We start from the raw sequence: 26,388 nt of genomic DNA on the forward strand, positions 1-26,388 counted from the left end.
TTCTTATCTGTACTTGAATAAGAGATTATATATTTATCTTCTGCATATGTATCCGAAAATAGGGCATGTGAGCCTGCACAAGAGTCTCATTTTTGCAGTCAGTCAGGACATTGCTGCAAAGAGGGGGTGCAGAGCTGCTGCCTTAAAAACTGGAAGGTCGTGTCACATGTATGAAGATTTTGGAACAATATTGAATAGAGGGTTCAAGACCTGGGTTAGAAATCTGAATATTTGTATTCCATATGTCCTGAATTTTTTTATCAATTTAATCCTTTTTGTCTTTTTCTTTGTCTTAATAGGTGCCCTGCTCTACGTTTCGGGGTCTATGAATGTGGTAGATCCTGCTGTCCTCACCAATGAAGAAATTTACTCCATGATATGGGACGGGTTTAAGAATAATATACCGGTCTCGGTAGCCCTGGTTCTTGCTTTTTTCCTGCTTAGCATGATTCTGCAGGCCTTTTTCACAGCAGGGGCAATAGGAATGGCAAAGAAAGCCTCAGAGACCGGAGATACTGTGTTTTCTGACATGTTCAGATCAGGCTGGAAAAACAGCTTCAGGCTTTTTCTCACGAGCCTTCTTCTCGCTCTGATGGTTCTCGCAGGCATTGTATTTATCGTGCCCGGAGCTCTCACAATAGGAGACCTGAACAGTCTTGTTCACAATCCCGGGCTGCCTGTAAAAGGAATGGGAGTGCTGGGAGCGGGAGTCATGCTCTGGACAGTTTATCTGCTGGTCATAAGTATTTTATTTTCCCTTGCCCCTTATGCTCTAGTAATTGATGAGCTCGACCCCCTTGACGCTCTGAAAGCCGGATACGGTTTTTTCATGAGCAATAAACTTGATGTTTTCTTTCTCTGGACATTTTCAGTCGGACTTGCTTTCGTCAATGGTTTTATCGGCGAGCTCCTGGGTTCGGAAATTCTTCTGGTCTCAATCATAACATATTTCGTGCCGATGATCATACTGCAGCCGTTCACTGCTGTCCTGTGGACCCGGCTTTATCTTCTGGGAGAGGAAAGGAAACTCTATAACCCTGATGACCTGCTTTCCGGTCCTGATGGGTTATAAAAGTCCGAAACTTCATGAAATCTACAAATACTTTTCTTTCTTAATTTTCCCTTTTTCTTAATTTTTTTCTCTCTTAGTTTCTCTTTTTCATAATTTTTTTCTTTCTTGGCTTTCCCTTTTCTCTTGATTTTGGAGCTCGAGCTTACTGGCTGATAGTGTTCCTGAATGTCTTAAATCGAATCTCAATTCATCCTGTTCACGCGTTGTTCTCCGGCTGAACCCGGCTGCTTACAGAAAATAAAATAAAAATAAAAATAAAAATAAAAATAAAAATGAAAGAGTTAGCTGTTCTGGAAATCGGATTCCGGAATGCCGGCTATTTAGCCAGAAAATGCCTGATTTCAGTTCTGCTCTCTTACGTCCTGCCGAGCAGTTTGCATGCCTGGCATATATTTTCCGTGCAGGTATCTCCGCAGATCCTGCATTTTTCAATTTTTGCAGGAGGAAGTTCCTTTGCCAGTGCCCCAACAAGCTTGTCAAATCCCCGGAGCAGAGAGTACTTGGTTCCGGGGTGGTTTGTCTCAAAACCGTTTAACAGTTCCCTTATTTCTCCTCGCAGGGCTTCCCCTGCATACGGGCATTCACTGAAATCCACTGGCAGGGAATTTACGAGGGCATAGAGTGCAACCTCCTTTTCAGGAATATTCCGCAGAGGCTTTGCACGCATAACAAGCCCTTCAACAGCTACAGGAGGGGCAAGCCTGACCATGCGTTCCATGTCTCCTCTGAAGTGGTTAAGGAGAATGGTCTGGGCTTCATCGTCCAGGTTGTGTCCTGTGACCAGTTTCGTTGCGCCTATTTCGATAGCCACCCTGTTAAGAATGCTTTTCCTGAGAACTCCGCAGTAGCTGCATGTGCCTTTTTCGCGGTCCATTACAGCCAGCTCGTCCATTGTTGCGCCATGTTCATCTTTAAAAGATTTTATAATATGGCGGACACCAAGCGCCTCAGTAAGCTGTTTTGCAAGCTCAAGTGATTGCGGACGGTAGCCGTGAATTCCCTCATCTACTGAAATTGCCACAATCTGAATATCAGGCCTGTCCCCGAGGATCTTATGCATGATATAAAGAGCGACCGAGCTGTCTTTTCCTCCACTCAGAGCAACGGCTATTACATCATTTTTCTTTATGCTGTAGTCTCTCCGGACAGTCAGCTTAATTTTCCTTTCAACGTCCTCTATAAAATGCCTTTTACACAGGTGCATTCCTGAGTATTTTTGAAAAATAATAGCATCATGGTTACATTTTTTACATTTAATTGTCATTTGAAATCCTTTTAAAGTCCTTTTTTACTTTGCACTGGTAATCTGAAAAAAACGAAAATTTGATTGTAACAGGCTCCTTTAGGAAAGGGAGCACTCGTATATATTGTTTTTTACGTGTCTTTTGCAAAGAAGACTGATCTTTTTAACCTGTCAAAGAAAGCCTGGTGATCATTCATTAAATTATATTTCTTAACTATTTCCTAACTACATTTCTTAACTATTTCCTAACTACATTTCTTAACTATTTCCTAACTACATTTCTTAACTATATTTTCCAACTACATTTCTCAACTATATTTCTTAACTGTCTTTCTTAATATTTTACTGAACTACATTTCCGAACTATGTCGCTGAACAATGTTACTGAATACTATTGCTAAACTCTGTTTCCAAAGGTATATTCTGTTCATCCATCAAACCTTACTTATTATTCAAATATTCAAATATTCGAATAATTACATGGGAAGAAAGGGATCTTATATGCTCAGAATTATTCCGGCGGGAGCCAGGCATTTTGAGGATTCAGGCTGGCTAAAAAGCTACATGCTTTTTTCTTTTTCAAACTATTATGATCCTGACAACGTCCAGTTTGGAAACCTGCGCGCCTTTAATGATGATACCGTCCAGCCGGGAAAGGGGTTTTCGGCTCACAGGCACTCCGAGATGGAAATTATATCCGTTGTTCTTGACGGGGAAATAACGCATGAAGACAGTATGGGGAACAGGGGAACCCTTGGAAAAGAAGAAGTACAGAGCATTACCGCAGGTACAGGGATACTTCATTCAGAGTTTAACAGGGATAAGGAAATCCTGCACTTTTATCAGATCTGGATTTTACCGTCCAGAAGTGGCCTCGAACCTTCTTATTCTCAGAAAAAGTTTGAATGCATGGAATGGAGAAATCAGCTGCTTCCGGTCGCTTCTGGACAGGATTTTAAGGACGCCCTGAAGATAAACGCCGATGCAACAGTTTACCGGTGCAGCCTCGAAAAGGGACATGTTATCCATTTTTACACACTGGATAACCGCCGAACATTCATTTATATGTCTGTCGGTGAGCTCACCGTTAATGGACAGAGAATAGAGCAGGGAGATCAGGCTCGCATTGACCTTGAGCAGGTAATCCACATGGAATCTGTTTGTGCAGGTCAGCCTGCAGAATTTATCCTGATTGATGTTTCCACTCAGGGAGCGGAAATCCATAACAGGAACTGAGCACGGAATAAGTGTTTTTGAGGCTCATTTTTGAGACAAAAAACCAATCTCAATTTCATTGCCAACAAACCAATCTCAACATCGTGGTCGAATAAAACCAATCCTGTCATTACTGGCTGACAACAAGAATATTATCTTGATAGACTGTATTCTTATAAACCAGGTCTGACAGAGAAAGTCCTGATAAAAAAATTAAAAAAACACATGAAAAGTAAAAAACTCTAAAAAAGGAGATGAGAAGAGGCATACTCAACTGGGAAGAGGAAGTGACAGAAAAGAAAAACTGCCAGGGAGAGGGAGTGATACGATACAGGATCAGCCAGGCAGAGGCGAATCTGACGAGGCTGGAGTTCTCCGGGAGAGAAGCCTGGAAGAACATGAAGATTCTGGCAAGGAGGAATCTTTAGAGGCTGAAGTAACTGAAAAAGAGAATAATTCAGAGAAAAGCCTTCCTGAAAGAGGAAGTGATAAAAAGAAAGGGCATTCAGGGAGAGGAAATGATTGACGGAAGACCAGCCGGAATGGGGAGGGTCTTAAAGGGCAGAAGTTCGGGAAGCCAGATAAAAGTTGAGAGGTTAAGGAAGAAGTAAAGAAGCAGAAGATTGCGGCACAGCCCACTTTGTATATGAAGGATTAATCTTATTTTTATAATAAAGGAACAATGAAACAGTTACTGAATTTAGATGTTTGAGTTGTTAATGGCAAATTCAAAACAGAGTCCCAGTTTTATTGAATATAACAGAGGATAAAACTGGACAGCATAGAGAATAGAGTTGAAGTGGGGGGTAAAAATAGTTTAGAGAGGGATTTGCCCCCGCACTTCTCTATTGCTTCTGATATCTGAGAGACCGGGTGAGGAATGGCGAACCTCACTTCGGACCTCTTTTCCCGATACCTCTCCCTGAGCTTAAACCGAGGAATGGCAAAAAACCTCGATTTTGCCTCAAGAGGGCGGGGTTCCGGGTTGCCCAGAGCAGACTGAGGAATGGCGAACCTCAATTGCCCTGCTGTTTTTTGCTAAATGCTCTCATGAACCCCATTCAATATTAGCATTTAGGACTACAAGCTATAGTATAACTGTTACATATAAAACATAAATGGAAATGATTTTTTTTTTACTTTGTTGTAATAAAGAACCTTCAAATTTTTCAAGCGGCTTATCAGATCGGTAAACTAAAAATGTTTGACTTTTCGAATTTTGCTTTTATACTTTCTGCCGAAAACCCCTCTATTTATTAGAAGGGTATTATTTTCAACGGAAATTTATTTATACTAACAGGTTTGAAATTTCTCATCTTAATTAAAAATCCTGATAGATCGCTTTGTTTTTTCTGATTTAAATACTCTTTTATGCATTTTTTCTTTCATTTTCTTTTTCTTTTATCTTCGTTTCTTTCTTATCTCTTTTCTTTTATCTTCGTTCTTTTCTTATTTTTCTTATTTTATCTTCGTTCTTTTTTTATTTTTCTTATTTTATCTTCGTTCCTTTATGATCTCTCCTGAAATGTGTCTCCCCTATCTTAAATAATATATTTTAGAATTTTATTTTTTTCCAAGAGAAATAAAAATGCGTTTCCCATAGCAGAGCTAAGTATTAATACTTAGTATGTGAAATATTTTACTAAGTTCAAGAGGTTATGTGCCAATAACATAGGGAGTTTTTTGAATGGAAGAGATTTCTCTGTTCCTGATATTTCTTTCTGTTCTTGCAGGCTACCTGCTGGGAATAGTTTCAGGGTTATTGCCCGGAGTACATACAAATAATTTCGCACTTGCACTCGTAGCTTTTTCCCCCTTTCTGGCTGAAAAAGGGGTCGCTCCGTTTTATATTGCTCTCATAATCCTCTCAAATGCGGTGTCTCACACGTTTCACGACATAATCCCGTCCGTGTTTTTAGGCGCACCTGACGGAGACACAGCCCTTGCAGTCCTCCCAGGCCACAGGCTTCTGCTTGAAGGTGCAGGTGCAGAAGCAATAAGGCTCTCTGCCCTGGGGAGTGCGGGCTCTGTGTTTACATCCATGCTTTTTTTATTGCCTTTCTCTCTTTTTTTCGGGGCGTTTTATCCCTACATTCAAGATAGTATGGTATGGATCCTGCTCACGATTGTATTTATTACGATTGCGAGCGAGAAAAACGGGGAGGTGGAGGGAAAGAAAGGCTTGGGTTTGCTTGCAAAATATAAGTATAAAGCTATGGCTCTTCTCCTGTTCCTTATCACAGGAATTCTGGGCCTTTTTGCTTTTTCCAGAGAGGACCTCCTCACTCCCATCATAAACTTCGGGGAAGCTTCCATGCTCCTTCCTCTCCTTAGCGGGCTTTTCGGGGCATCCCAGTTAATAATAAGTCTTTTTACAGGCTCCGAGATCCCTGAAAAATCCATTTCCAAATTTGAGCTTTCCAGAAAAAGAATCCTGAGAGGAGTCTTTACCGGCAGTGCTGCAGGCTCCCTTGTAGCCTGGCTTCCGGGTGTTTCCTCTTCTATTGCCGCTCTTCTGGTAGGGCTTTTTGTTCGCTCGGACTTTGACAGAAGACCAATTAAAAAAGAAGACTCAGAACCTGTACCTGGAGAGCGAAAGTCCTCCCTTTTTTCTGATTCACGCGCAGACCACCAGACTCTTGAAAGCTCAAAGGAGTTTATAGTATCCATCTCAGGAGTAAACACCTCAAATGCAATCTTCGGGCTCGTAGCTCTTCTTATCATAGGAAAGACCAGAAGCGGCGCAATGGTTGCTATAAATGACATACTGGGTATAGAATCACTTGGTTTTCAGATAATTCTGCTCTTTTTCGCTGCCATACTCCTTTCTGCCCTGTTTTCATACTTTTCCACAGTATGGATAGGGAATAATGCCCATCATATGCTCCGAAAAATTGACTACACCAAGCTCTGCACAGGTGTCCTTATAGGACTTGCGGTAATGGTATATCTTTTTACAGGTCTTTTCGGTTTATTCATTTTCATTATTTCTACCCCTATAGGCATGCTCCCTTCTTTTATGAACATCAGAAAATCCCATGCAATGGGGGTCATTTTACTGCCTGTTATCAGTTACTTCTTACAGTATAGCTTTTAAACAAAAATCTAATTTTGAACAAAGATCCATTTGAACAAAGATCCATTTGAACAATGATCTAAAAACGATTCCTCTGACTATCTTTGACTATTATACTATTAATCAGTATCCGGAAACTTTACCTGTAATTTCGTTCAGATCTTTGCCTGTTTATTTAGTCTTTCCACAAATTCCGGTTGCAGTATCTCCAGCAGTTCGAGAGGAAAAGTTCGAGAGGAAAAGTTTGAGCGGAAAAGCCTGGAATACCTGAGTTTTCAAAATTAGCTAAACTTTCCAATGCTACTTTACTAATAAGTAAAAATATAAAACTTAAAATGTATTGGGCTGAAATTGTAGAGGGAGCAAAATACAAAGGCTAAATAAAAAATAAATTCCTTAATTTAAAAGTGGCTGGATATTAAAGAAATTAATATGAAATAAAGGGATTTAAATAAAGTCCAAAGCCTTATTTTGATTTGACTGTAGTAATAATTAATGAAAAGGGGTTTACAGGATATGAAAGCACAACTCGAAAAGCGTCTGGCAGAGCTCAGGGCTGAGTATGAGACCGGTCAGAAAATCTTCAAAGATATTGAAGCAAAAATTGTAGAGCTTGAAAAAAGGAAAAATAATCTGAATGAAACACTTCTCAGGATCAGCGGGGCAATCGAGCTTCTGGAAGAGGTTCTGGGAGAAGATAGTAAAAACGAAGTCACAGAAGTAATGGATACGGAATCGCAGGATGCTGGACCACAGGAAGAAAATGTTGAAGTTCCTTCTGTTATAAAATTACCTCTTGAACAGGCTGTTAAAAAGCTGGAAGATTCTGGACTGCTTGCCGGCAATATCGGAGAGAAAAGTGTCTTTGTAGCAGGAATCCGTTTCGGAGACGTTATCCAGCAGGAACCAAAAGGGGGAATGCTTGCAGACAGAGGGTCGACCGTGGACCTGATTGTGGCAACCAAGGGAAAGCTTAAACCTAATCTGGGCAGGGATTCGCCTTTATGCCAATTCTCAAAGCATTGAGGTCAGGATTTAAGGATCAGGAGAAGAAACCTGACTCAGAGAAGTCTGAATTTTAAAAACAAAAGGAAAACATATTGTATACAGGACCTGGTAATGATGAGAGGACTTGAATCCGAATACGGTGTAATTCTTCCGGAACTCCGCGGGCACTGCAAGGCCGCAATCAGGAATTTCGGCAATTTAAATAGTTCTGGGGATGTGGATCTGCATTCTTCTTTTAAGGATTTCTGGACGGAATGCAGCCGGGTTTCAGCCATTCTCTGGTGCAAAAGTGACAAAAAATACCGGCAACGCCTGAGATCGGTCCTTTCTATAGCAGATAATTCTCTTCTCTCCCCGAGGCTCATGTCCATAACCGAGACAGAGCTTAAAAAAATGGAAAATCTCCCAGGAGAGAGTCAAGGGGGAGAGAGTCAAGGCATCCAGAAAGCAGCTCCCTTTTCTTATGACCCTGCTCAGGGAGTTCTAAAGATTCAGGATAAAAGGCTTGAAATCCTGCCCCTATTTATGGCTGTAAGGGATCTTTACTCTTCTCTCCCTTTTTTTGATGAACTCAAATCCTGTACTGAAATGCTTGAAAAGGATCCCCGGAACGCCACAGCACTCTTTCAGAAATCCTTACTTCTTTATAAGGCGGGAAGGTTTGAAAATTCCCTGAAATTTATAGAGCAGGTGCTTGAAATCGTACCTGATGACTTCAGAGTCTGGTATAATAAAGGTGTAATTCTTTCGGATATGGTTCTGCTTAAAGAGGCACTGGATGCTTATGACAGGGCAATTGAGCTTGAACCTTCTTTTGAGATCGTATGGGACAATAAGGGAGTAGTGCTTGCAGGGCTTGGCAGGCTTGAGGAAGCACTTGAAACATATGAAAAGGTTCTCCTGAAAAACCCGAAATATGCAGAGGCCTGGGCAGGAAAAGGCTCGGTTCTTTCTGCACTTGACAGGAAAGAAGAAGCTCTTGAGGCATACAGCTCAGCTCTGAAAATCAGGCCCGTCTATCCTGAAGCCCTGAAAGCTGCCGGAAACCTTCTTTTCAAGCTCGGCAGGTATGAGAAAGCTCTATCAACATATGATATGGCTCTTCAGGCTTCACCGGAAGATCCCGGGCTCTGGGCTGGAAGGGGGCTTGTCCTTTCCGAACTGAACAAACAGGAAGAAGCCCTGCAGAACTGTAACAGAGCCCTTGAATTGAGGCCGGGATTTAATCCAGCTCTTGAGATCAAGGTCGAAATCCTTTCGAGAATTAGCCGCCAGAAAGCCGAAAATTCCCGATAATTTTTTCTTTACTAGCTATATTTTACACAAACCCTTTATTCCGCTTATTCAGTAAAATTCGAATCAGAAAAAGTATATCTTATTTGAAATAAAAAGTCCTCAATACAGGCTTGCTCCGGTTTCATGCATAAAACCGGAAAACAAGGCATGGAAAATGTTTCCTGAAGGGGCCCGAATAACTCCATTAAAAGAGGATTTCGAAATGAACGAGAAAAAGAACACTGCAGAAAACACCGTAAATAAGCAAAAGGAGCTGGAAACGGCAGAAAAAACCAGAGAAAAAGAGGACCCCAGACAGCTCCTTCTATCAGCCAGTGAAACCGATAATTATGAGGACAAACTCAGGATCTACGACAAAGCCTTGGGTCTGGACCCTCTATACTTTGATGCCTGGCTCCAGAAAGGTTTTGTCCTTGACAGGCTGGGGAGGTCGAATGAAGCTCTTGACTGTTATAACAAAGCTCTCGAAATCGAGCCTGATCACCTTGGAATAAAATGCCTCAAGGGTTTTGCTTACAGCAATCTGAAGGATTATGAAAAAGCTATAGAATGTTATGATGAGGTCCTTAAAGTCAATTCTGAAGACGTCTTTTCCCTGTGCCAGAAAGGTTCTGTTCTGGAAAACCTTGGGAGGTACGGAGAAGCCATGGAAGCTTACGACAGGGCTCTTGAGATAGACCCTGCTGATATCCTTATCAGAGAAAAAAAGATGAGACTTCTCGGGCTTATTTATAAAAAAGGAACTCTGGTCGATTCTCCGGACAGCGACTTCAACTGAATCTCAATGCCCGAAAAATCTTATTTAAAACCGGAATTTAAAAACCGGAATTTAAAAACCGGAATTTAAAAACCAGAATCTAAAAACCGGAATCTAAAAACCAGAATCTAAAAACCAGAATCTAAAAAATAGTACAGGCTGTTTTCCAGCCTTTACTTTTTACTCTGTTCGTTTTCTTTTCTGATCTCTTCAACTGTTTCCATAAGTTTTTCTTTGATTTTGATGATCGCGTTAACAGCCTCACCGCCTTCATCAATAGGGGCCCTCTTTTCCAGGTCAGCCTGCATTAACTGCTGGTCAAAAGGAATTTCTCCAAGTACGGGGATGCCAAGCTCTTCAAGCCTGTCATTGACCTTTCCTGCACCCCCTTTATTGATTACTGCAGCGATGTGTTTTACCCCTATCTCGGAAGAGAGCTTTTTTATTCTCTCGGCTGTTTCTAGAGACCTTGCTCCCGGCTCCACAACCACGATCATAAGGTCCATTCCGCGCGTGGTGCCCCTGCCCAGGTGCTCTATACCGGCTTCCATGTCAAGGATAACCGCGCTCTTTTCCTTAAGCATAAGGTGTCTTAGAAGGGCCCTGAGGAATGCTGATGCGGGACACATGCACCCGCTTCCTCCTTTATCCACTGTACCCATGACAAGCATCCTGACTCCATCGGGTCCTATAACCCCGTATTTGCCTGCAATGTCGTCAACTTTCGGGTTATAGATAAAAGCCCCGCCTTCGGCACCTGCCCTTTCCTGAATAAGGTCTTTGAAATCGGCAAGGGGTTTTGGGGGATTTTCTATACCCAGAGAAGATGCAAGGTTCATGTCCGGGTCTGCATCTATTGCCAGGACTTCATATCCGTCTCTTGCAAGCAGTCTTGCCAGAGTGCCTGAGAGAGTAGTCTTTCCAACGCCGCCTTTTCCGGTGATTGCTATTTTTATTCGAATTCCCCCTGGGATTTAATATAATTCAAATGGAATATTTTCTACTTGGATATGACCATCAAACTGTTTATACTTATTGATTTATATCTGGTTTTCTGGAAAAAATCCGGAGAACTTCAATATTTTTATTCTACTCTCCGGAATCTACTTTCAGGGGGGCTTTAGCCTTAATTTTTATCTGTACGTAGCCTTAATTTTTATCTGTACGTTATATCCAGTTTTGGCTCAAAGTCTCCTTCATCACATTCGAGGCTATAGAAGGCTACATAGTCGGAGTTTTCATAGCGCGTTTTTATCAGGAAACCCGTATTTTCATATTTGCCGCTTACGTATTCTTTTACGAGATCGGTTACGTCCAGCTCATAATATCTGAAGTCAGGAAGCGTCCCGCTTTTAATTGTAAATGTAGCATAAGGAGTTTTTCCCTGGGCTGCTCCCTTCTTATCGTACCAGTCTCCTCCGGCATTTTTCCACTTAACACCTCTATCTTTTTTATTCCAGCTTACATGGTCAGGATCCCACGAATCGGCAGGTCTGTAAAGATCAACAACAGTATCTCTGGTCTTTGGAACAGTCGGATAGTACCAGTAAAGAGAAAGAACTGCACTGCTTATTTTTTCAGCATCTGCGTATCCGCTCAGGTCAAACCAAATTATATCCCTGTCGTTTCCAACTCCGGGGCTGTTTCCAAGATCGAGGCAGGGCTTGCTCGGATAGGTGTATTCAGGAGATTTTTCACGCAGTCTGTTATCATACATCTCAGATATCTGTGGACCTGCTGTGGGTGCGGAAGTCTGGAGCCCCGGAGATGCAGGTATTTTTGAGTCTGTTACAGGAGTTGCCCCTTTCAGGGATGCATAATTAGTATTTCCGTACCTTCCGATATTAATCCTGTTTCCATTGTCTTCAGGCTCATTTGAATAGTCCGAGGATGGATTTCCGGCGTCAATGCACGGGGAACTTACACTATCCTTTACCCATGCTGAGCCTGTCCAGCGCCCGGCTGTTGATTTAAGATGATAGTCACCATTTTTACTATCTGCGAAAAGAGGGTCAGCATTTATGTCAGTTGGATGATTTACGTTTTTATAATTGCCGGCTGCATTATTGTAGACGCAGTTGTATTCCAGAACCATATTATGTGACTTGGGGAGGCAATTAACCACACCATACCCGGTGTTGGTTCCTTTTGTTTTTCTGGGGACTGTATTAACAATTATGTTATTTCTTACAGTTGTCGTATATCCTTTTCCTGAAGGTCCGGCATTGTCGTCGGTCTTGTACATATTTACAACTGCCGCATTATGAACCCCGTCAAAGACGTTGTTTTCGACCAGTACATTATGGAATCCGCTGCCAAGAACCCCTCCAACCCACTGAATATTTTTGTTCGTACCCGAACCGCTGAAAATATTGTGGTGGATGTGGCAGCTTGTTAAGCTTTTATCATATGCACCGGCAGTCCCGATAACCCATATTCCAGGCCCGTAAGTGTTTGTGATCAGGTTATCATAGATCTCTACATCCATACTGCCTGATGACCTGTGGATCTGGATACCCGGACCCGCGTTCGGATAAGAATCAATGAAGTTATCATGGAACTTTACGTTATCAGAATTCCAGACTCTGAGCCCGCTATTTATCCGGCAGGTAATCCTGTTGTTCCAGGCTTCCACATTCCTGGACTCAACAGCATAAAACCCATCATGCCCGGGTAAATTTACTGTATTGTCATGGAACTGGATATTTTCGCAATCGTATATTCGCAATCCGTCGCCATGCCCATCGTGCATGTACATATCATATACAAAGAGATTTTTTACGTGAAGGAAGCAGATGCAATTGTAATATCCTTCTCCAACCGGAGTTTCGGTATTCCCGTCATGGTTTGCATCGATTTCAAACCCTCTTATGGTTATATTGCTTAGCGAACCCTTGTTACCGATTAAGGGGACCATGGGCTCATTGGCCCATCCTGCATGATTAACCAGTTTGACAACAGCGTCGGAATCCCCCTCAAGAATCGTATTGCTGCCTATCAGGAGAGTGTCATCAATTACATATGTAAAAGGCCCTTTGAGGTGAACAGTTGTATATTTAGAGTTTTCTGCAACGAATTTAAGAGCCTGGTTAATCTGTAAGTTATCGTCTTGTCCATCACAGTTGAAATCTCCACTGCCGTCTCCTGCAACATAAACAACCGGACCTGAAGACATGCATAAAACAACAGGAACGTGTGCAAAAAAGAGGAGGCAGCCTGCCAGAAATATAATTCCTGATTTTCCTTTCAACATTTTTTCCACCTGGATAAAATTAATATAATATTTCTTAATGTATACTGAACAAAAATTTATATTGTAATGTATCAATTTTTTCAAGGAAACTCTACCTGCAGGTAAAGTGACTCTCCCCAGGTTTTTAGTTTCTCTATGATACAAGCAACAATATTTTGCAGGTTGTATACACTATTCCGGGATTCACGCTTTAGAATAAGCCCAGGCGGATTCCCCTGCCAGAGGTCATTAATTTTTGTAAAAATCGATTATACAATGGCAGGGTTCAGACTTGATTCTGATGCGTATAACTGTCTAACTTCCTATTGTAGTTAATGAAGCCATCATATAAAAAATATTGCAAATAAACCCATGAAACTTTCAATTTTATTTAAAAAAAGATTTGGATATCATTATAAACTATTGTATAATTAAGTACCTGATGAATTAACTGATAGATGAATTAAATGATAACAGGTCAATTGCCCCTGAATGCTTCTTTTTACATCTCATTTATGAAATCAAATCCTTTTTCCGAAGCAATCTGTGAAAGGTATTTTTCTATATGCCCACCCTGCTTTTTAGAAAAGCCAGAATCTCTGGCAAGCCTGTCAAGTGTTTTCTGGACTCCGGTTCCGTACTGCACTGCTTTTTTCTCTTTCCAGAGAATTTTCGGAGGGAGAAGGCCTTCCGCAGCTTTCCTGAGGATGTATTTTCGTATATAAACGCCTTCTTTTTTCCTGACTTTAAGTTCTGGACTTATTGCAAGCCCGGTTTTTATTACTTCTTTATCCAGAAAAGGCACCCTGAGTTCAACGGAATTTGCCATGGCAACCATGTCGTCTCTTTCAAGGTTGATTGCTGAGATGTTCTCAAGGTCAGAGTAAATCTCCCTATCAAGAACATCAGCTCCCTGCTCGAAAAATCCTTCATGCCTGCTGTACCCTCCAAAGAGTTCGTCTGCTCCCTGCCCTGTCAGAAGGACTCGTTTTCCCTCTTCTCTTGCGGTTTTTGCGACTATGTGAAGAGGAAGCCCTATGGCAACCTTCATGGGGTCGGTAGATTCGGTTGCGTAGATTACTTCAGGGACCGCTGCTTCGATTTCTTCGGGAGAAAGGAAATGAGTCTTGAGATTCCTTTTCATGCCTATGGCTTCGGCTGCATACTCTGCCTGGGCAATGTCATGGGAATCAGGAAGCCCAACAGCATAAAGGGAGACATACGGGTCTATTCTTTTTGCAAGGGCTGCCAGAAAAGTGCTGTCAATGCCTCCTGAAAATGCTATTCCTGAAATAGGGGTAAGCCTGAGTTCCACAGCCTTTTCAAGAGCTGCCTTCAGGTAAATTATGGCTTCTTTTTCTGCGGAAATTCTCTTCTCAGGCTGTGTTATTTTAAGTGATTTTTCCGTAAATTTTTCTGCTATTTTTCCGTTTTCTGTACTGAAGCCCATAATCCCTCCCTGAGGAAATGGTTTTACTTCTCTCCCGGTGAACGCAAGGGCTTTTTTTTCTGAGGCAAAAGCTAATCCTGGTTTTACCATACTTTTTTCATAAAAATAAAAAAGAGGCTTTACTCCCGACGGGTCCCTGGCAAGGACAAGCTCTGTCCCGCAGGCATATGCAAGGGCGTAATCCCCATTTACTTTCGAAAGCACGGAAAAGACGGCATTTGTCGGCTTAATCCCTTTCCTAACCTTGCGTTCTATAAGTGTAAAAAGAAGCTCGGTATCAGAATCGGTTTTTAACCCGATTTCGGCTGCAAGCTCTCGAAAATTGTATATCTCTCCGTTAAGTACGAGGGACCCTGTTCCGGTAAGCGGCTGGGGCATGTCTCCTGTTATCTTTAGCAGTGTATTTCCTATGCTCAGTTTTCCTTCAGTATGGATTCCACAGGCATCAGGTCCTCTGTGCCCGAGGATTGCAAGCATTTTTTTTACTTTCGTATTGCTGTCAGGAGTTCCGAACATTCCCGCTATTCCGCACATAATTACACCTTTTTCTGTCCTCTGTTCGGTATACACAACTCCGCCCTGTATTTATTGCTTTGCCATCCCCGTAAATGGAAGTGCATCTGTGAATATCCCGAAAAACCGCTGCATTCAGGTAAACAGATTTTCAAAAAACTGCTTGCAATGCAGGCTGAAATACGCAGTTTAAAATACGACAAGTCATTAAAATATGATTGCTAAAATAATGTTATTAAAATTAAGGTCACTAAAATTAAGGTCATTAAAATTAATTGTTAAGCTGTATGGGTCAGAGAGATCTTTATAATTAAACTCGTAGGCGAAGCGAAAAAGACCTTGTGCTATTTCACTCGCAGTTCACCTTCCGGAAGATCTTGGATTTCCTGTGACCCGCACAGAATTCCGGATGGCGCGACAGGAGGAGAAATCATGTCTTTTTGTCTGCAGTCCTTAAATCCGCAGTCCTTAAAAAGAAGAGCTCTAAAATTAGCATAAAACAAAATTGGGAGAAGATTATTTTCCAGAATACCCGTTTTGCCTGAATCTTTTCAGTTTTTCTTTTTCATCCGGGCGGCTCCTCCCTAAGAACTTCCACAGCGAACACGGGATCCCCTTGCAGTGCAGCAAAGGGATTTCTTGCGCTTTTTTCATCCCCTATCCAGATGGAGTGAGTGCAGAAAAAGCAACAGCAGCGTGTGGTGTACAGGTCATTTTTTGGCACGTAAGCTCTGCAGCAATTGCTGCCTCTAAGAACTCCATGTTTGCAGAGAACAAGCTGCCTGGTCAGGTGCAGATCCTATTCCAGGCTGACCTGTTTACTGCCCCAGCTATCAGGTCCATTGAAGTTCAGTATTTCACCCGATTTATATTGGGTTATATATACATTTAAAACTTCCCTGGTCTGTTAAATATTTTTATAATAAATATTTTATAATTATAAATGATATCTAGACAAAATTCGGACAAAAAGGAAAATTTAATTTCCCAGAACTTTGACAGAGAAATTTAATTTACAGGACTTTTACAGAGAATTCTGATCTTTGTGAAGGAAGTTTTTTATCTCCGTCCTCCAATATACGCAACGTTTTTAAGCATCTTATAATTATTATGTGCAGACCGGAAATTGTTTACCTTTAAGTTTGCTTACCTTTAACCCTATATAGTATTCGGGATACTGAAAAAAGGCAAAGTCCGATTAATCCAAATATTTAATTTAAAGATTCAAAAAATTTAAAGATTCAAAAAATTTAAAGATTCAAAATTGAGGCTTATAAAGATGCAGTACCAGGCAACAGTAACCATTGAACAGAAAGCAGGCATGCTTGATCCTGAAGGCACCACAGCCAAGAGGGCTCTCGGACACCTTGGATACGCAGTCGAAAGCGTAAAGACTGCAAAACTGTATGAAATCGTGCTTGAAGCCGAATCTGCCGAAGTTGCAAAGCAGAAAGTTGATGAGATGTGTCAGAAACTTATTGCAAACCCAATCATTCACAACTATACAATAGAGCTCAGGGAATTCAACTAAGGGTTCGCTGCGGGAATAAATGATTGAAAAGCAAATCCAGAAAACTAAATGCTTTGTAAATTTGAAGGAAGATTTGAGGGAAAAAGATGAAAATTGCCATTATTCAGTTCGGAGGCACAAACTGCGACATGGACGTTCTTCATGTCCTTAAAGACGTGGTTGGTGTGGATGCCGAAACTGTCTGGTACAAAGAAGAAAGACTGACAGGTTTTGACGGAGTTGTTGTCCCTGGAGGCTTTTCCTATGGTGATTATCTCAGGGCGGGAGCTATAGCAGCCAGAACTCCTATTATGGATTCCATAAAGAAAATTGCATCCGAAGGAAAACCTGTCCTGGGTATCTGCAATGGTTTCCAGATCCTGACCGAAGCCCGGCTTCTCGAAGGGGCTCTTACTACAAATGAGTATCCCAAATTCAGGTGTCACTGGACCAACCTCAGAGTAGAAACAGCAAATACCCCCTTTACCTCAAAGTTCAGGAAAGGAGAGGTTATCAAGCTGCCGATAGCCCATATGGAAGGCAAATTCTACGCTGAAGAAGCGACCCTTGCAGAGCTTGACGAGAATGAACAGGTTGTTTTCCGTTATGTGGACGAAAAAGGAAGGCTAACTGATAAAGCCAATCCCAACGGTTCCCTGGAAAACATTGCAGGAATAGTGAACTCTTCAAGAAACGTTCTCGGGCTCATGCCTCATCCTGAAAGGGCATCTGAATCAATCCTTGGTTCTGATGAAGGCAGGAAGGTTTTCGAGTCCATGGCGGATTATATTACAGAAAATTTCTAATCCGCTTTTCACTTCTTTTTTAGTTATTTCTTTCTAAACTATCTCTTTTCAAATTACTTCTTTTTTATTTATCTCTTTTTTATTTATCTCTTTTTAGCTATCTTTTCTCAAGCTACATCTTTTTATGCTACTTCTTTTCAGATTATTTTTTAACTCTAAGGTTGAAATTTCCCTCTCTCGAAGCGAAGCGACAGGTGGGGGACGAAAGCCTCTGCCAGAATGAGCCTGGAACATACCTTAAAGGGCTCTCCGCCAACACTATCTATCAAATTGTATTTTTCAAGTATGTGATATCCTGTATTTCCGGTATTTTCTGTCGTCCTGGCGGTTTTAACAGTAAATATTATGGATCTTCAAAAAAATGTGCTTTTATCTTGGTAATATTATGGTTAATATACTTAATATCAAGTAGCAAATAAGATAACAAAAGTATTAAATACCAATTGGTACTATAGAAGAGTGTCTCTACCCGACAGACACAAATTTAGTCGCCTCCTAAATCGTCGAAAGCACCTTGAACTCTTTTTTGCCCCCGCCTGAGATAAACGGGCAGGGGTCAGGGGTGCTGAAACCGGGGATAATGATAAAAATAGTAAAATTATATCTGAAAATTATATTCTCTGACTATTCTGAACCCCAGGCTATTGAGCTTTTTATCCTGGGCAGCAAAAAGCCTTTCAGCCGACCTGCAGCAACCTGCGTTCCCATTCCACCCGCCGCCTCTCCTTATCCTTACAGGGACAGATACGCTGGGAAAAAGGCTTTCCCATGCTCTCCCGTCTGAAGGCGCCCCTTTGTAGCTTATGTGGTATTCATCCTGCATCCATTCCCCCACGTTTCCGTAAAGGTCGTAAAATCCCCAGGGGTTAGGATTTTTCAGGCCCACTGGATGAGTCTCAAGTCCGGAGTTCTCAAGAAACCAGGCATATTCTTTAAGTTTCGATTCATCATCGCCGAAAAAATAGCTGCCTGAATTTCCTGCCCTTGCGGCATATTCCCACTCGGCTTCCGTAGGGAGTCTGTAGACCGGACTTTTTTCCCCAGTATCTTCTAACGCATTGAGTTTCCGGACAAACTCCTGAGCTTCTTTCCAGGAGACATTTTCAACCGGATGTTTCTCATCCCTGAAATATGAGGGGTTATTTCCCATTACTCTACACCATTGTTCCTGGGTAACCGGATATTTACCAAGATAAAAAGGCTTTTTAATGGTTACTTCATGCACAGGGCTTTCCCAGAGCTTTCTGCGTTTCTCGTTTAATGGAGATCCCATTAAAAATTCTCCTGCAGGCACCAGGACAAACTCCATCCCCATTGCATTTCTGATCTGGCTTCCTGCAGTGACATTATTTTTTACATGAACCGGACTTTCGATTAAGTTCTGAGACAAGTTTTTAACTGTGTCCTCCAATGCGCTAGATGAATTTCTGGCTGGATTTCTACTTAAATCTTCAGTTACTTCTTCAGTTACTTCTTCAGTTACTTCTTCAGTTACTTCTTCAGTTAAATGCCCTTTCAGACCCTCAATTGAATCTTCAGTAAAAAATCTAGCCGAGTTTTCAGTTAAACCTTCTTTAAAATTGTTAACAATGGAATTGGAATCTTCAAAGCTAATACATTCTCCGTAAAAATATATGTTTGAATCCAGCGGTCTCACATCTCCATATGAATAAATATTCTGCAGATAATATTCTAAAGCTTTCTGTTTCTGTTATATATTTTTTGTTCTTTCCTGTTTGGTATTCCGTTTACTTTTTTCCCTCTTCTTTTCGTTTATTTTCTTTCGTTTTCTTTTGTTTCTTTCGTTTCTTTCGTTTTCTTTTCATTTATTCTCTTCTTTCCTTTTCTCTTTTCATTTATTCTCTTCTCTTCTTTTCCTTCCCTTCTCTTTCTCTCCTTTCCTTTTTTCTCTCTTTTCTCGCTCAATTTTTAATTCTGGATGTCTAAGAACTTGAAAACTAACTGAGAGAAATAACCGCGCTCAAAAATCAAAAAGTTTTTAGGGCATTGTTGTAGAAATTAGAGGGCAACTGAAGGTGAGCGCGTGAAACAGTCACTTATCAATCTTATCTTCTTTTCTGACAGGAGAAAAGAGCTTTTGTTTCTTCTCAGGGAAGGGCCAAGAGATATTGATGCAATCAAAGAATTGCTCAATGTAGATGCCGGCACGATCCAGCCCCATATAAAAAAAATGAAGGATGCTCACCTGCTTGTCGAGGAAAAAAAGGTCTACAGCCTGTCTGAAATCGGAAAAGTAATAGTCGAAAATCTGGCTCCTTTCCTGAATACGATTGAGGTTTTTGAAGTCAATGAAGATTACTGGAAAACGCATGACTTAACCTCGGTTCCAGATTTTCTTCTGGACAGGATTGATGAGCTCGGGCATTGCGAACTTCTTGAGCCCGATGTGGAACATATGCTTGAAACGCCAAAAGCTTTCATAGAAAATATAGCTAGTTCTAATGAGATACTTACTTTTGTATCTTATTTTCATCCTGAAGCCCCTTCCCTGTACGCAGACCTTGCGGAAAAAGGGACTAAAATAACACTCTGTATGGCAGAAAACGTAATATTGCGCCTGTTCTCCAGTTTTCCGGAAGAAGCTGAAAGGCTTTCCATAAGTGAAAATTCAAAAATATTTGTCTGCCAGAAGCCCGCGCCAATCCCTTCAATTGTTGTAACTGACAGGTTCCTTTCACTCAAACTCTTCGAAAACGGAGGAAAATTGAGGGATCAGATACTTATATCCACTGAGAAAAAAGCTCTGGACTGGGGAAGGGATCTTTTCTGGCACTGCATGGAAGTGGTCGAACCGGTAGAAGGAAAAACATTCTTCCAGCTTCTTGCGAAGCGTCAGCCTGTCTGCAACAGGCATTCCGTAAATGTGGACTAAATGCGGCATGGGCAGGCTCAGGCAGGTAATCTTCATTCAGAGCCCATGATTTTTATCAGGATAATTTTGAGCTGTTAACAGATTTTTTTCAGATTATTTAGAGCAGTTAACAGATTTCTAATCAGTATTGGAGCTGAAGTATAACATCTGCATTTTCAGTCCCATGCTGTCGATTTCAGGTTTGTCGGGCACATACACAAACCCGTATTTGTTCCCCATCAGTGCAGTAAGAGCAGCTACAAGCGCATCCAGAACATCATCTTTTGCAAGATCCTTTCTTCTGTATTTTGAAAGGGAATATTCTATTATTTTGCATGCAGCTATTTCACCTGAAGATTTGCAGACCCTGCCCAGGGCTTTTTTTCTCTCAAGAAAACCTTCGGCTTTCTTTTTTGAGAATTTCATGGGGGAGCCTTCAAAAGCCTGGAAACAGATTTCAGGTCCCACTTCCCTGACCTTTTCCCTGTAATTTTCATTTTTTACCAGAAAACTGTCCACATCCCGGATTTTAGGGACTATATTCCATGCCTGCTTTGAGATCCGTTTTCCAGTGAGCTTCTCATTTACCTCGCAGGCTTTCTCATAACTTTCCGCATAAACCGCTTCCCTGCATGGCACAGGGAAAATACTTGACTTTCGAGATTTCATGATTTTTCTGGCTTCAGTATCGGCAAGTCGTTCTCCGGCACCCCCGTTTTTCAGGCCAACAGGAATGTCGATAAGGACTAAAGGCTCTGCCTGAGTATAATTATTTTCCAGAAAATCCATCAGTAACGAAAATTCAGGGAACAGGGCAACTTCCCATTTGCAGTCATATTCTTTTTCTCTTTCATCTTTTTCTTCTTCAAGGAACACCGCAAACCAGCCTGCTCTGCAGCCGTCGACCCCGACAAAGACCTTTTTGCCCATACCTGTACTGAGAGCATAAACTTAAAGAATTTTTCCTGCGGAGATAATAGCTGCTGGAAACCGTTAATTAGCTGCAATATATACGAGTAGCTGCAATGTATACAAATAGCTGCAATATATACGAATAATACTACGATCAGTGGGATACATTATAAAATCGGAGACAGGTTATGAAGTTCTGGTTGCTCAAAGCCGCAGGCACTCTGGAAGACGAAGAGATAATCCTTGAGAACAGCGTGATTACCATCGGGGGGGCGGAATTTCCGGATTTATCCGGCATTAAAGAGAAAGAACAGGTAGAAAAGGTCATAATTGAGAAATATCCCGGCATGAAGGGTAAGCTTTCTGATAAATGGGCAGGGGAAATCTTCTTTTTCATTACAAATATCAAAAAAGGTGACCTCGTTGCAGTCCCGCTAAAGACCAGAAACGAAGTGCTTATCGGAAAGGTCACCGGAGATTACGAATACCGCCAGCTCAGCGATTTTATCAGCCATACCAGAAAAGTAAGGTGGCTTAAAACAATCTCCAAAGGAGAATTTGAAGAAGAATATGATGTTGACCTTAATTCTCCTGAAGCCCTTTCCCTTATAAATACAGACTTTCAAAAACTTTCCGAACTTGTTGAAGTAAAAAGCCTGGAAACCATTACACAGGAGCTTTTCTTAGCTCTTGAAGACCTTAACTTGACCAGGGAGAAATTGCTTGAGCTTACCAGCAGGCTGGCTGAAACCGAAGAAATATCCGAAATCAGGAGAATTGCAGAGGAAATGGAAAAAATATTGGAAGAGAATTGAAGGAAAGGAAAAATTAAGTAAAGGAGAGGAAAAAACCTCTTCTTAACCAGAATTAAATATTTTTACCTATGAGGTCATTCAGGTCAAGTTCGAATCCTACAACGGCATACCCGAGTGAAAACTTGCTTATTACCTCAGGCTGTAATTCTCCGAAAACTCCAAGCTTTTTACCGTTGACGTAAACATCTGCCCGCCTGCCTTCAAGGAATGCGGGGTCTTTTGACTCTTTTACTTCATAAGAGAGCATCATCTCCCTCATAAAGGCGTCAACTACCTCATATACTTCGGTGAAGTTTGCCTGTGGGTGGATGGAGACCGCAGCAACGTGCTGACCTGTTTTTTCATTGCTTACCACCTCTCCGAACTCAAATATCTTCTGTGGAAGTTCCCTGTGCTGGTTTAAGGCAAGGATTTCGAGGAGGTTGGGGAGCACGGTTGTCCTGAGCATGGTCTGGTCTTCGCTTATCGGGTGAAGCACGTAGGTAACATCATCAGTCTTTTCCCTGCACATATTTTCAAAGTTGACCTTTTCGCTGGTAAGCGTGAAGGGCATAACCTCATAATAACCGAGCCCGACCATTATTTCGTTTACCGGTGCCCGCATAAGGGAAATCGAGTGGGACTTGCCCGCGGTATAGGTCTCAGGGATCTTTACCTTGATATTCTCGTAACCATAGCCTTTGGCGATGTCCTCCACAAGGTCATAATTGTGCAGGATATCTGCCCTGTAAGCCGGAACCTTTACCTCAACAGTTTCCTTATTCAGGGCGCATGCCCCAAAGCGCATCCTTTCAAGCTGTTTTACTATCTCTTCAACCGGGAGTTCCATGCCTATCAGGGACTTTACCTCGCCTGTTGTAAGCAGCCTTTCTTCTGGCTCAAGGTCAGGAAGGACAAGCTCTTCGCCTCCGGGGCGGATTACCCTTACAAACTCAATTTCTCCGCCTCTTTCGGCAAGGGCTGTGACAACGATGTTTAAAGCCGTATACACAGCTTCCCCAAGCCCTGTAACGTCAATGAAAAGGTCTGTTGTCTCTTCGGTCACAGATGTGAGCGTGCCGTTGATAATTGGAGGGAAGGACAACACATTGTCGTCTGCGTCCAGGATGATCGGGTATTTTTCAAAACCGCTAACGAGATGGGCAAACCTTGTGCCTTTGGGATGTTTTTCAAGGATTTCTGTCATGCTCATCTTTTCCGTGTAGTCAAGAGGCACGAACTCGAATCCCGGGTTCACTGCCATATACCTGAAAGGCGGCTTCACATTTTTGAGGTCGTGGACTCCTATAGAAACTTTTTTCCTGTTTCTACCGAGGCCCCAGTGAAGGTCTTCCTGAAGGTCCATAAGGGACTTTATGGAAGAGGAAGTGAACTTTACTCCCCTTACGACCGCGCACCCAAGGAAAGGCCTGATTTTCAGGATATCCTCACTTACGGATATGGACACCTTATAGGGCTTTATCTCGTATTCGGGAAGCCCGGTCTCAAGGTCCAGAAAACCCCGCATTGCCCTGGCTGCCCCTTCCACACTGTAGAGGTCAGGCCTGTCAGGGAAGAACTCGATGTCAACGTATTCGTCTTCAACCCTTTCAATATCGGCACCTATCATGGGCACTCTTTTTATGATGGTTTCCTTGTCTGTTCCCGTGAGTTTCTCGAGGTCTTCATAATGCAAGGTGATTACTGGCATAGGGATTTCATCTCATCTGTTGCTGGCTAACTTAACCCCAAAAATAATCTACTTTAGATTTAATGCTTTTGTTAGGGGATTGTTAGAAAAGTTTCAGAGTAAACAGTATCTCTTAATATTATATGGCTTTTTTGAGGGACATTCTGGCAGAGAGCCGGTAAAAAACAAAATCTTTTTTGTAACTATTCAGGTAGCCTTAACGAGGCTACACATTTTTCCTCGTTCCGAGGAAAAATTGGATATAAAATGATTCCTTTTTAGCTTTATGAAACGTGATGAGATTCTTTCTTACTGTGCTTCAAATCCTGAAATTATTGTAGCTTACATTGAGAGTTTAGAATCTCAAGTTAAAGAACTCACTGAAAGACTTGTAGCCTTAGAATCTCGTTTAAATCAAAACAGTCGTAACAGCAGTCGACCTCCTTCTACTGATTATTTTGTCAAAGAGAAACCTAATCCCAAGAGTCTGCGTAAACCAAGCGGGAAGAAACCTGGAGGTCAGGAAGGTCATCCAGGCACGACTCTTGATATGGTTGATCATCCTGAGTAGGTAATAGAACATTCTTTGACCTGCTGCAAAGAATGCGGATCTACCCTTGAGAATGTTGAAGTTGAAGCTTATGAGAGAAGACAGGTCTTTGACATTCCTCCCGTAAATCTAATTGTTACAGAACATAAAAGTCAGATTAAAACCTGTCCTTGTTGTGGAAAGTTGAATAAAGCCGTTTTTCCCGAATCAGTGAAATATCCGGTTCAGTATGGCCCTAATATTTTAGCTTCAGCTATTTACTGTAAAAATTACCAGTTTGTTCCTTATGATAGAATTTCTGAGTTATTTGAAGACATTATGGGAATAAAAATCTGTCCTGCTACGATAATTAGAGCAGAAAGAGAATGTTTCCAGAATTTAGAGGAATTTGAAAACGTTATTAGAGAGAAGTTATTAGCCTCGCCTGTAATCAATTTTGATGAAACTGGTATGAAGATTGAAGGAAAAAGACACTGGCTTCATGTAGCTTCTAATGAAAAATACACATGTTATTTTGCTCATACAAAAAGAGGAGCAGAAGCAATAGATGCTATGGGAATTCTTCCGAAGTTTAAGGGAGTAGCAGTTCATGATGGATGGAAACCTTACAACGTTTATGATTGTGATCATGCTCTGTGTAACGCTCATTTACAGAGAGAACTTACAGGAATTGAAGAGAACTATAAACAGACATGGGCTAAAGAGATGAATGAACTGCTCACTGAGATGAAGAAATACACTGATGAGTGTAAAGAGCAATTAAGAGAACCTGATTTTGAGCAAATTAAAGCATTGGAAGAAAGGTTTGATGCAATTATCATTAGAGCGCTTGAAGAAAATCCGCATTCTCTAAATCCTGAAAAACAGGGAAAACGCGGTAAAAATCCAAAAACAAAATCAAGGAATCTGCTGGATAGGTTTATAGAACACAAAGAAAAGATTCTGAGATTCCTGACAGATTTGAAAGTTCCATTTGATAATAATCAGGCAGAAAGAGATATCAGGATGATGAAACTACAGCAGAAAATATCGGGAACTTTCAGAAAAGCAATGGGAGCGCAAGCTTTCTGCAGAATTAGGGCGTACATTTCTACAGGAAAAAAGAACGGTTTACCTGTTTTAGAGGGTATTCGTGCGGCGCTCATAGGAGCGCCGTTAACTATACTCTGAGCAGTTACTCTTTTTTTTCAAATTGTGCATGTGTACAGGAGATGAACACAGAGCCCGTTTTAATCAGGAGTGATGGAATCAAAAAAGATGACGATAAAAGTGATAACTGCAAGATCGATAAAGGAAAGGTGGATAAAGGAAATATTGATAAGGGAAATCTTGATGAAGAAGATGTCGATAAAGAAAAAATCGATAAAGAAAAAATCGATGAAAAAAAGGTCGATAAAGGAAGGGTGGTTGTTTCCTGGACCGGAGGTAAGGACGGTTGCCTCGCGTGTTATGGGGCAATCTTGGAAGGTTTTGAGGTGACCCACCTCCTGAATTTCAGAGAAATCCAGAGGCGCGGCTCCCATGACATCAATCCTGCTCTTCTTTATGCACAGGCTGAAGCTCTCGGGATTCCCCTTATCCATAAGGACTTTATTTCATATGAACAGGAATTCAAAAAAGCGGTCCGTGAGTTAAGGGACAGCGGGGAGATAATAGACGGGGCGGTTTTTGGGCATATAGAGACGCACAAAAACCTTGTAGATAGGATATGCAGGGAACTGGGGCTCGAGTTAATAATGCCGCTCTGGCAGAGGAGTTCCGGACAGATCATAAATGACCTCACAGGTTTGGGGTTTGAGGTGATCCTGCTCAGCGTCAAAGCCGATTTGCTGGGAAAAGAGTGGCTTGGCAGAAAGATCGATGAAAATTTCATATGCGACCTGAAAAAGCACAATCCTTCAATCGATCCATGTGGTGAAAACGGGGAGTTCCATACCTTTGTCACTAACTGTCCGCTGTTCAAAAACAAAATAAATGTGTCGGAGAGTGAAATGGTCCTGAGGGGAGGCTACTGGTTCCTGGAGATTTCAAAGTTCGGGGCTGAGAAAAAATAAGCCTGAATTTTCGGTTTTTATTTTACTCGTGCCAGTTTTATTCCGGAGCTGATTATTTTTTGCTCGTGTTATGTTGCCTCCAACAGCAAATTTTCAGCGTTTTTTACCCGTTCCCCAACACTATTCAATCCACACACCCGCGAAGGGTGCGACTTTTCATTTTTAGCAGTTGCAACTACTGTATCAAGATTTCAATCCACACACCCGCGAAGGGTGCGACTGTAAATTAATTAAGGATATACTTCTACCATTTTGTATTTCATCTGTATTAAAAAATTTTAACTATTATATATAGGTATAAACCCAGTAGTTCCGAATAACCCAAGTTCCGAATGCTG

The 26,388-nt window shown here is 41.6% G+C and carries 22 protein-coding genes and 1 pseudogene; 15 read left to right on the forward strand and 8 right to left on the reverse strand.

Features of this window, described 5'->3' with window-relative positions; all coding sequences use genetic code 11:
• Window positions 1-46 precede the first annotated feature (46 nt).
• Entirely contained in the window at window positions 47-1,072 is a 1,026-nt protein-coding gene (locus M886_RS11420) for a DUF7847 domain-containing protein (RefSeq protein ID WP_015412802.1), read from the forward strand.
• A 355-nt stretch (window positions 1,073-1,427) separates the two neighbouring features.
• On the opposite strand, the gene M886_RS11425 is transcribed toward M886_RS11420, so the two are convergent.
• A complete protein-coding gene (locus M886_RS11425) occupies window positions 1,428-2,336 on the reverse strand; it encodes a TIGR00269 family protein (protein ID WP_011034705.1) in 909 nt (302 codons plus the stop codon).
• Window positions 2,337-2,816: 480 nt separating this feature from the next.
• Between M886_RS11425 and M886_RS11430 the strand changes: the two genes are divergently transcribed.
• The 6 genes from M886_RS11430 to M886_RS11450 all read left to right on the forward strand — a co-directional run bounded on the left by M886_RS11430 (window position 2,817) and on the right by M886_RS11450 (window position 9,688).
• The gene (locus M886_RS11430; RefSeq protein WP_048051202.1) at window positions 2,817-3,551 is read left to right on the forward strand and encodes a pirin family protein; all 735 of its coding nucleotides are present in this window, start codon (window positions 2,817-2,819) and stop codon (window positions 3,549-3,551) included.
• A 233-nt stretch (window positions 3,552-3,784) separates the two neighbouring features.
• Window positions 3,785-3,958 carry a hypothetical protein gene (locus tag M886_RS18680; protein ID WP_155395243.1) on the forward strand — a complete coding sequence of 58 codons (174 nt, stop codon included), beginning with the start codon at window positions 3,785-3,787 and terminating at the stop codon, window positions 3,956-3,958.
• 1,259 nt (window positions 3,959-5,217) lie between these two features.
• On the forward strand, window positions 5,218-6,627 hold the full coding sequence (locus M886_RS11435; RefSeq protein ID WP_048051203.1) for a tripartite tricarboxylate transporter permease: 1,410 nt from the start codon (window positions 5,218-5,220) through the stop codon (window positions 6,625-6,627).
• 495 nt (window positions 6,628-7,122) lie between these two features.
• Entirely contained in the window at window positions 7,123-7,632 is a 510-nt protein-coding gene (locus M886_RS11440; protein WP_015412806.1) for a PASTA domain-containing protein, read from the forward strand.
• Between the two features lie 93 nt (window positions 7,633-7,725).
• Window positions 7,726-8,910 carry a tetratricopeptide repeat protein gene (locus M886_RS11445; protein WP_235203939.1) on the forward strand — a complete coding sequence of 395 codons (1,185 nt, stop codon included), beginning with the start codon at window positions 7,726-7,728 and terminating at the stop codon, window positions 8,908-8,910.
• Window positions 8,911-9,112: 202 nt separating this feature from the next.
• A complete protein-coding gene (locus M886_RS11450) occupies window positions 9,113-9,688 on the forward strand; it encodes a tetratricopeptide repeat protein (protein WP_015412808.1) in 576 nt (191 codons plus the stop codon).
• 152 nt (window positions 9,689-9,840) lie between these two features.
• On the opposite strand, the gene M886_RS11455 is transcribed toward M886_RS11450, so the two are convergent.
• Window positions 9,841-10,566 (reverse strand): ATP-binding protein, encoded by a 726-nt coding sequence (locus tag M886_RS11455; protein ID WP_230670869.1) that lies wholly within the window; start codon window positions 10,564-10,566, stop codon window positions 9,841-9,843.
• Here M886_RS11455 and M886_RS19165 point away from each other — a divergent pair.
• A complete protein-coding gene (locus tag M886_RS19165) occupies window positions 10,505-10,645 on the forward strand; it encodes a hypothetical protein (RefSeq protein ID WP_226987613.1) in 141 nt (46 codons plus the stop codon). The two genes, M886_RS11455 and M886_RS19165, sit on opposite strands and share 62 nt — an antisense overlap.
• 178 nt (window positions 10,646-10,823) lie before the next feature.
• Here M886_RS19165 and M886_RS11460 read toward each other — a convergent pair whose 3' ends face one another.
• Complete coding sequence (locus M886_RS11460) at window positions 10,824-12,920, reverse strand: disaggregatase related repeat-containing protein (protein ID WP_052273708.1); 2,097 nt, start codon at window positions 12,918-12,920, stop codon at window positions 10,824-10,826.
• A gap of 481 nt (window positions 12,921-13,401) precedes the next feature.
• Entirely contained in the window at window positions 13,402-14,919 is a 1,518-nt protein-coding gene (locus M886_RS11465; RefSeq protein ID WP_230625146.1) for an asparagine synthetase B family protein, read from the reverse strand.
• 559 nt (window positions 14,920-15,478) lie between these two features.
• Between M886_RS11465 and M886_RS11470 the strand changes: the two genes are divergently transcribed.
• The 3 genes from M886_RS11470 to purQ all read left to right on the forward strand — a co-directional run bounded on the left by M886_RS11470 (window position 15,479) and on the right by purQ (window position 17,178).
• A complete protein-coding gene (locus tag M886_RS11470; protein WP_137726656.1) occupies window positions 15,479-15,754 on the forward strand; it encodes a hypothetical protein in 276 nt (91 codons plus the stop codon).
• Window positions 15,755-16,141: 387 nt separating this feature from the next.
• Window positions 16,142-16,393 (forward strand): phosphoribosylformylglycinamidine synthase subunit PurS, encoded by a 252-nt coding sequence (gene purS / locus M886_RS11475; RefSeq protein ID WP_011034714.1) that lies wholly within the window; start codon window positions 16,142-16,144, stop codon window positions 16,391-16,393.
• Window positions 16,394-16,479: 86 nt separating this feature from the next.
• Window positions 16,480-17,178, forward strand: coding sequence for a phosphoribosylformylglycinamidine synthase subunit PurQ (gene purQ / locus M886_RS11480; protein WP_048051204.1), 699 nt, complete (start codon window positions 16,480-16,482; stop codon window positions 17,176-17,178).
• A gap of 598 nt (window positions 17,179-17,776) precedes the next feature.
• Here the strand turns inward: purQ and M886_RS11485 are convergent.
• Both M886_RS11485 and M886_RS18910 read right to left on the reverse strand, forming a co-directional pair.
• Window positions 17,777-18,835, reverse strand: a complete 1,059-nt coding sequence (locus tag M886_RS11485; protein WP_048038374.1) for a formylglycine-generating enzyme family protein — start codon at window positions 18,833-18,835, stop codon at window positions 17,777-17,779.
• A gap of 116 nt (window positions 18,836-18,951) precedes the next feature.
• Window positions 18,952-19,104, reverse strand: coding sequence for a hypothetical protein (locus M886_RS18910; protein WP_015412815.1), 153 nt, complete (start codon window positions 19,102-19,104; stop codon window positions 18,952-18,954).
• Between the two features lie 118 nt (window positions 19,105-19,222).
• On the opposite strand from M886_RS18910, the gene M886_RS11490 reads away from it, so the two are divergent.
• Window positions 19,223-20,071, forward strand: coding sequence for a helix-turn-helix transcriptional regulator (locus tag M886_RS11490; RefSeq protein WP_015412816.1), 849 nt, complete (start codon window positions 19,223-19,225; stop codon window positions 20,069-20,071).
• 117 nt (window positions 20,072-20,188) lie between these two features.
• Here M886_RS11490 and M886_RS11495 read toward each other — a convergent pair whose 3' ends face one another.
• Window positions 20,189-20,980 (reverse strand): DUF429 domain-containing protein, encoded by a 792-nt coding sequence (locus tag M886_RS11495; protein WP_015412817.1) that lies wholly within the window; start codon window positions 20,978-20,980, stop codon window positions 20,189-20,191.
• Window positions 20,981-21,150: 170 nt separating this feature from the next.
• On the opposite strand from M886_RS11495, the gene M886_RS11500 reads away from it, so the two are divergent.
• Window positions 21,151-21,777 carry a restriction endonuclease gene (locus tag M886_RS11500; RefSeq protein ID WP_011034719.1) on the forward strand — a complete coding sequence of 209 codons (627 nt, stop codon included), beginning with the start codon at window positions 21,151-21,153 and terminating at the stop codon, window positions 21,775-21,777.
• A 52-nt stretch (window positions 21,778-21,829) separates the two neighbouring features.
• On the opposite strand, the gene pheT is transcribed toward M886_RS11500, so the two are convergent.
• Window positions 21,830-23,467: a phenylalanine--tRNA ligase subunit beta gene (gene pheT / locus M886_RS11505; RefSeq protein ID WP_048051205.1), complete on the reverse strand. Its 1,638-nt coding sequence runs from the start codon at window positions 23,465-23,467 to the stop codon at window positions 21,830-21,832.
• 265 nt (window positions 23,468-23,732) lie between these two features.
• Between pheT and M886_RS11520 the strand changes: the two are divergent.
• A pseudogene (locus M886_RS11520) lies at window positions 23,733-25,166 on the forward strand (IS66-like element ISMma14 family transposase).
• Between the two features lie 41 nt (window positions 25,167-25,207).
• Complete coding sequence (locus M886_RS11525) at window positions 25,208-26,050, forward strand: Dph6-related ATP pyrophosphatase (protein WP_235203940.1); 843 nt, start codon at window positions 25,208-25,210, stop codon at window positions 26,048-26,050.
• Window positions 26,051-26,388: the final 338 nt, after the last annotated feature.

The organism is Methanosarcina soligelidi (genome assembly GCF_000744315.1).
GTDB classification, from domain to species: Archaea; Halobacteriota; Methanosarcinia; order Methanosarcinales; family Methanosarcinaceae; genus Methanosarcina; species Methanosarcina mazei.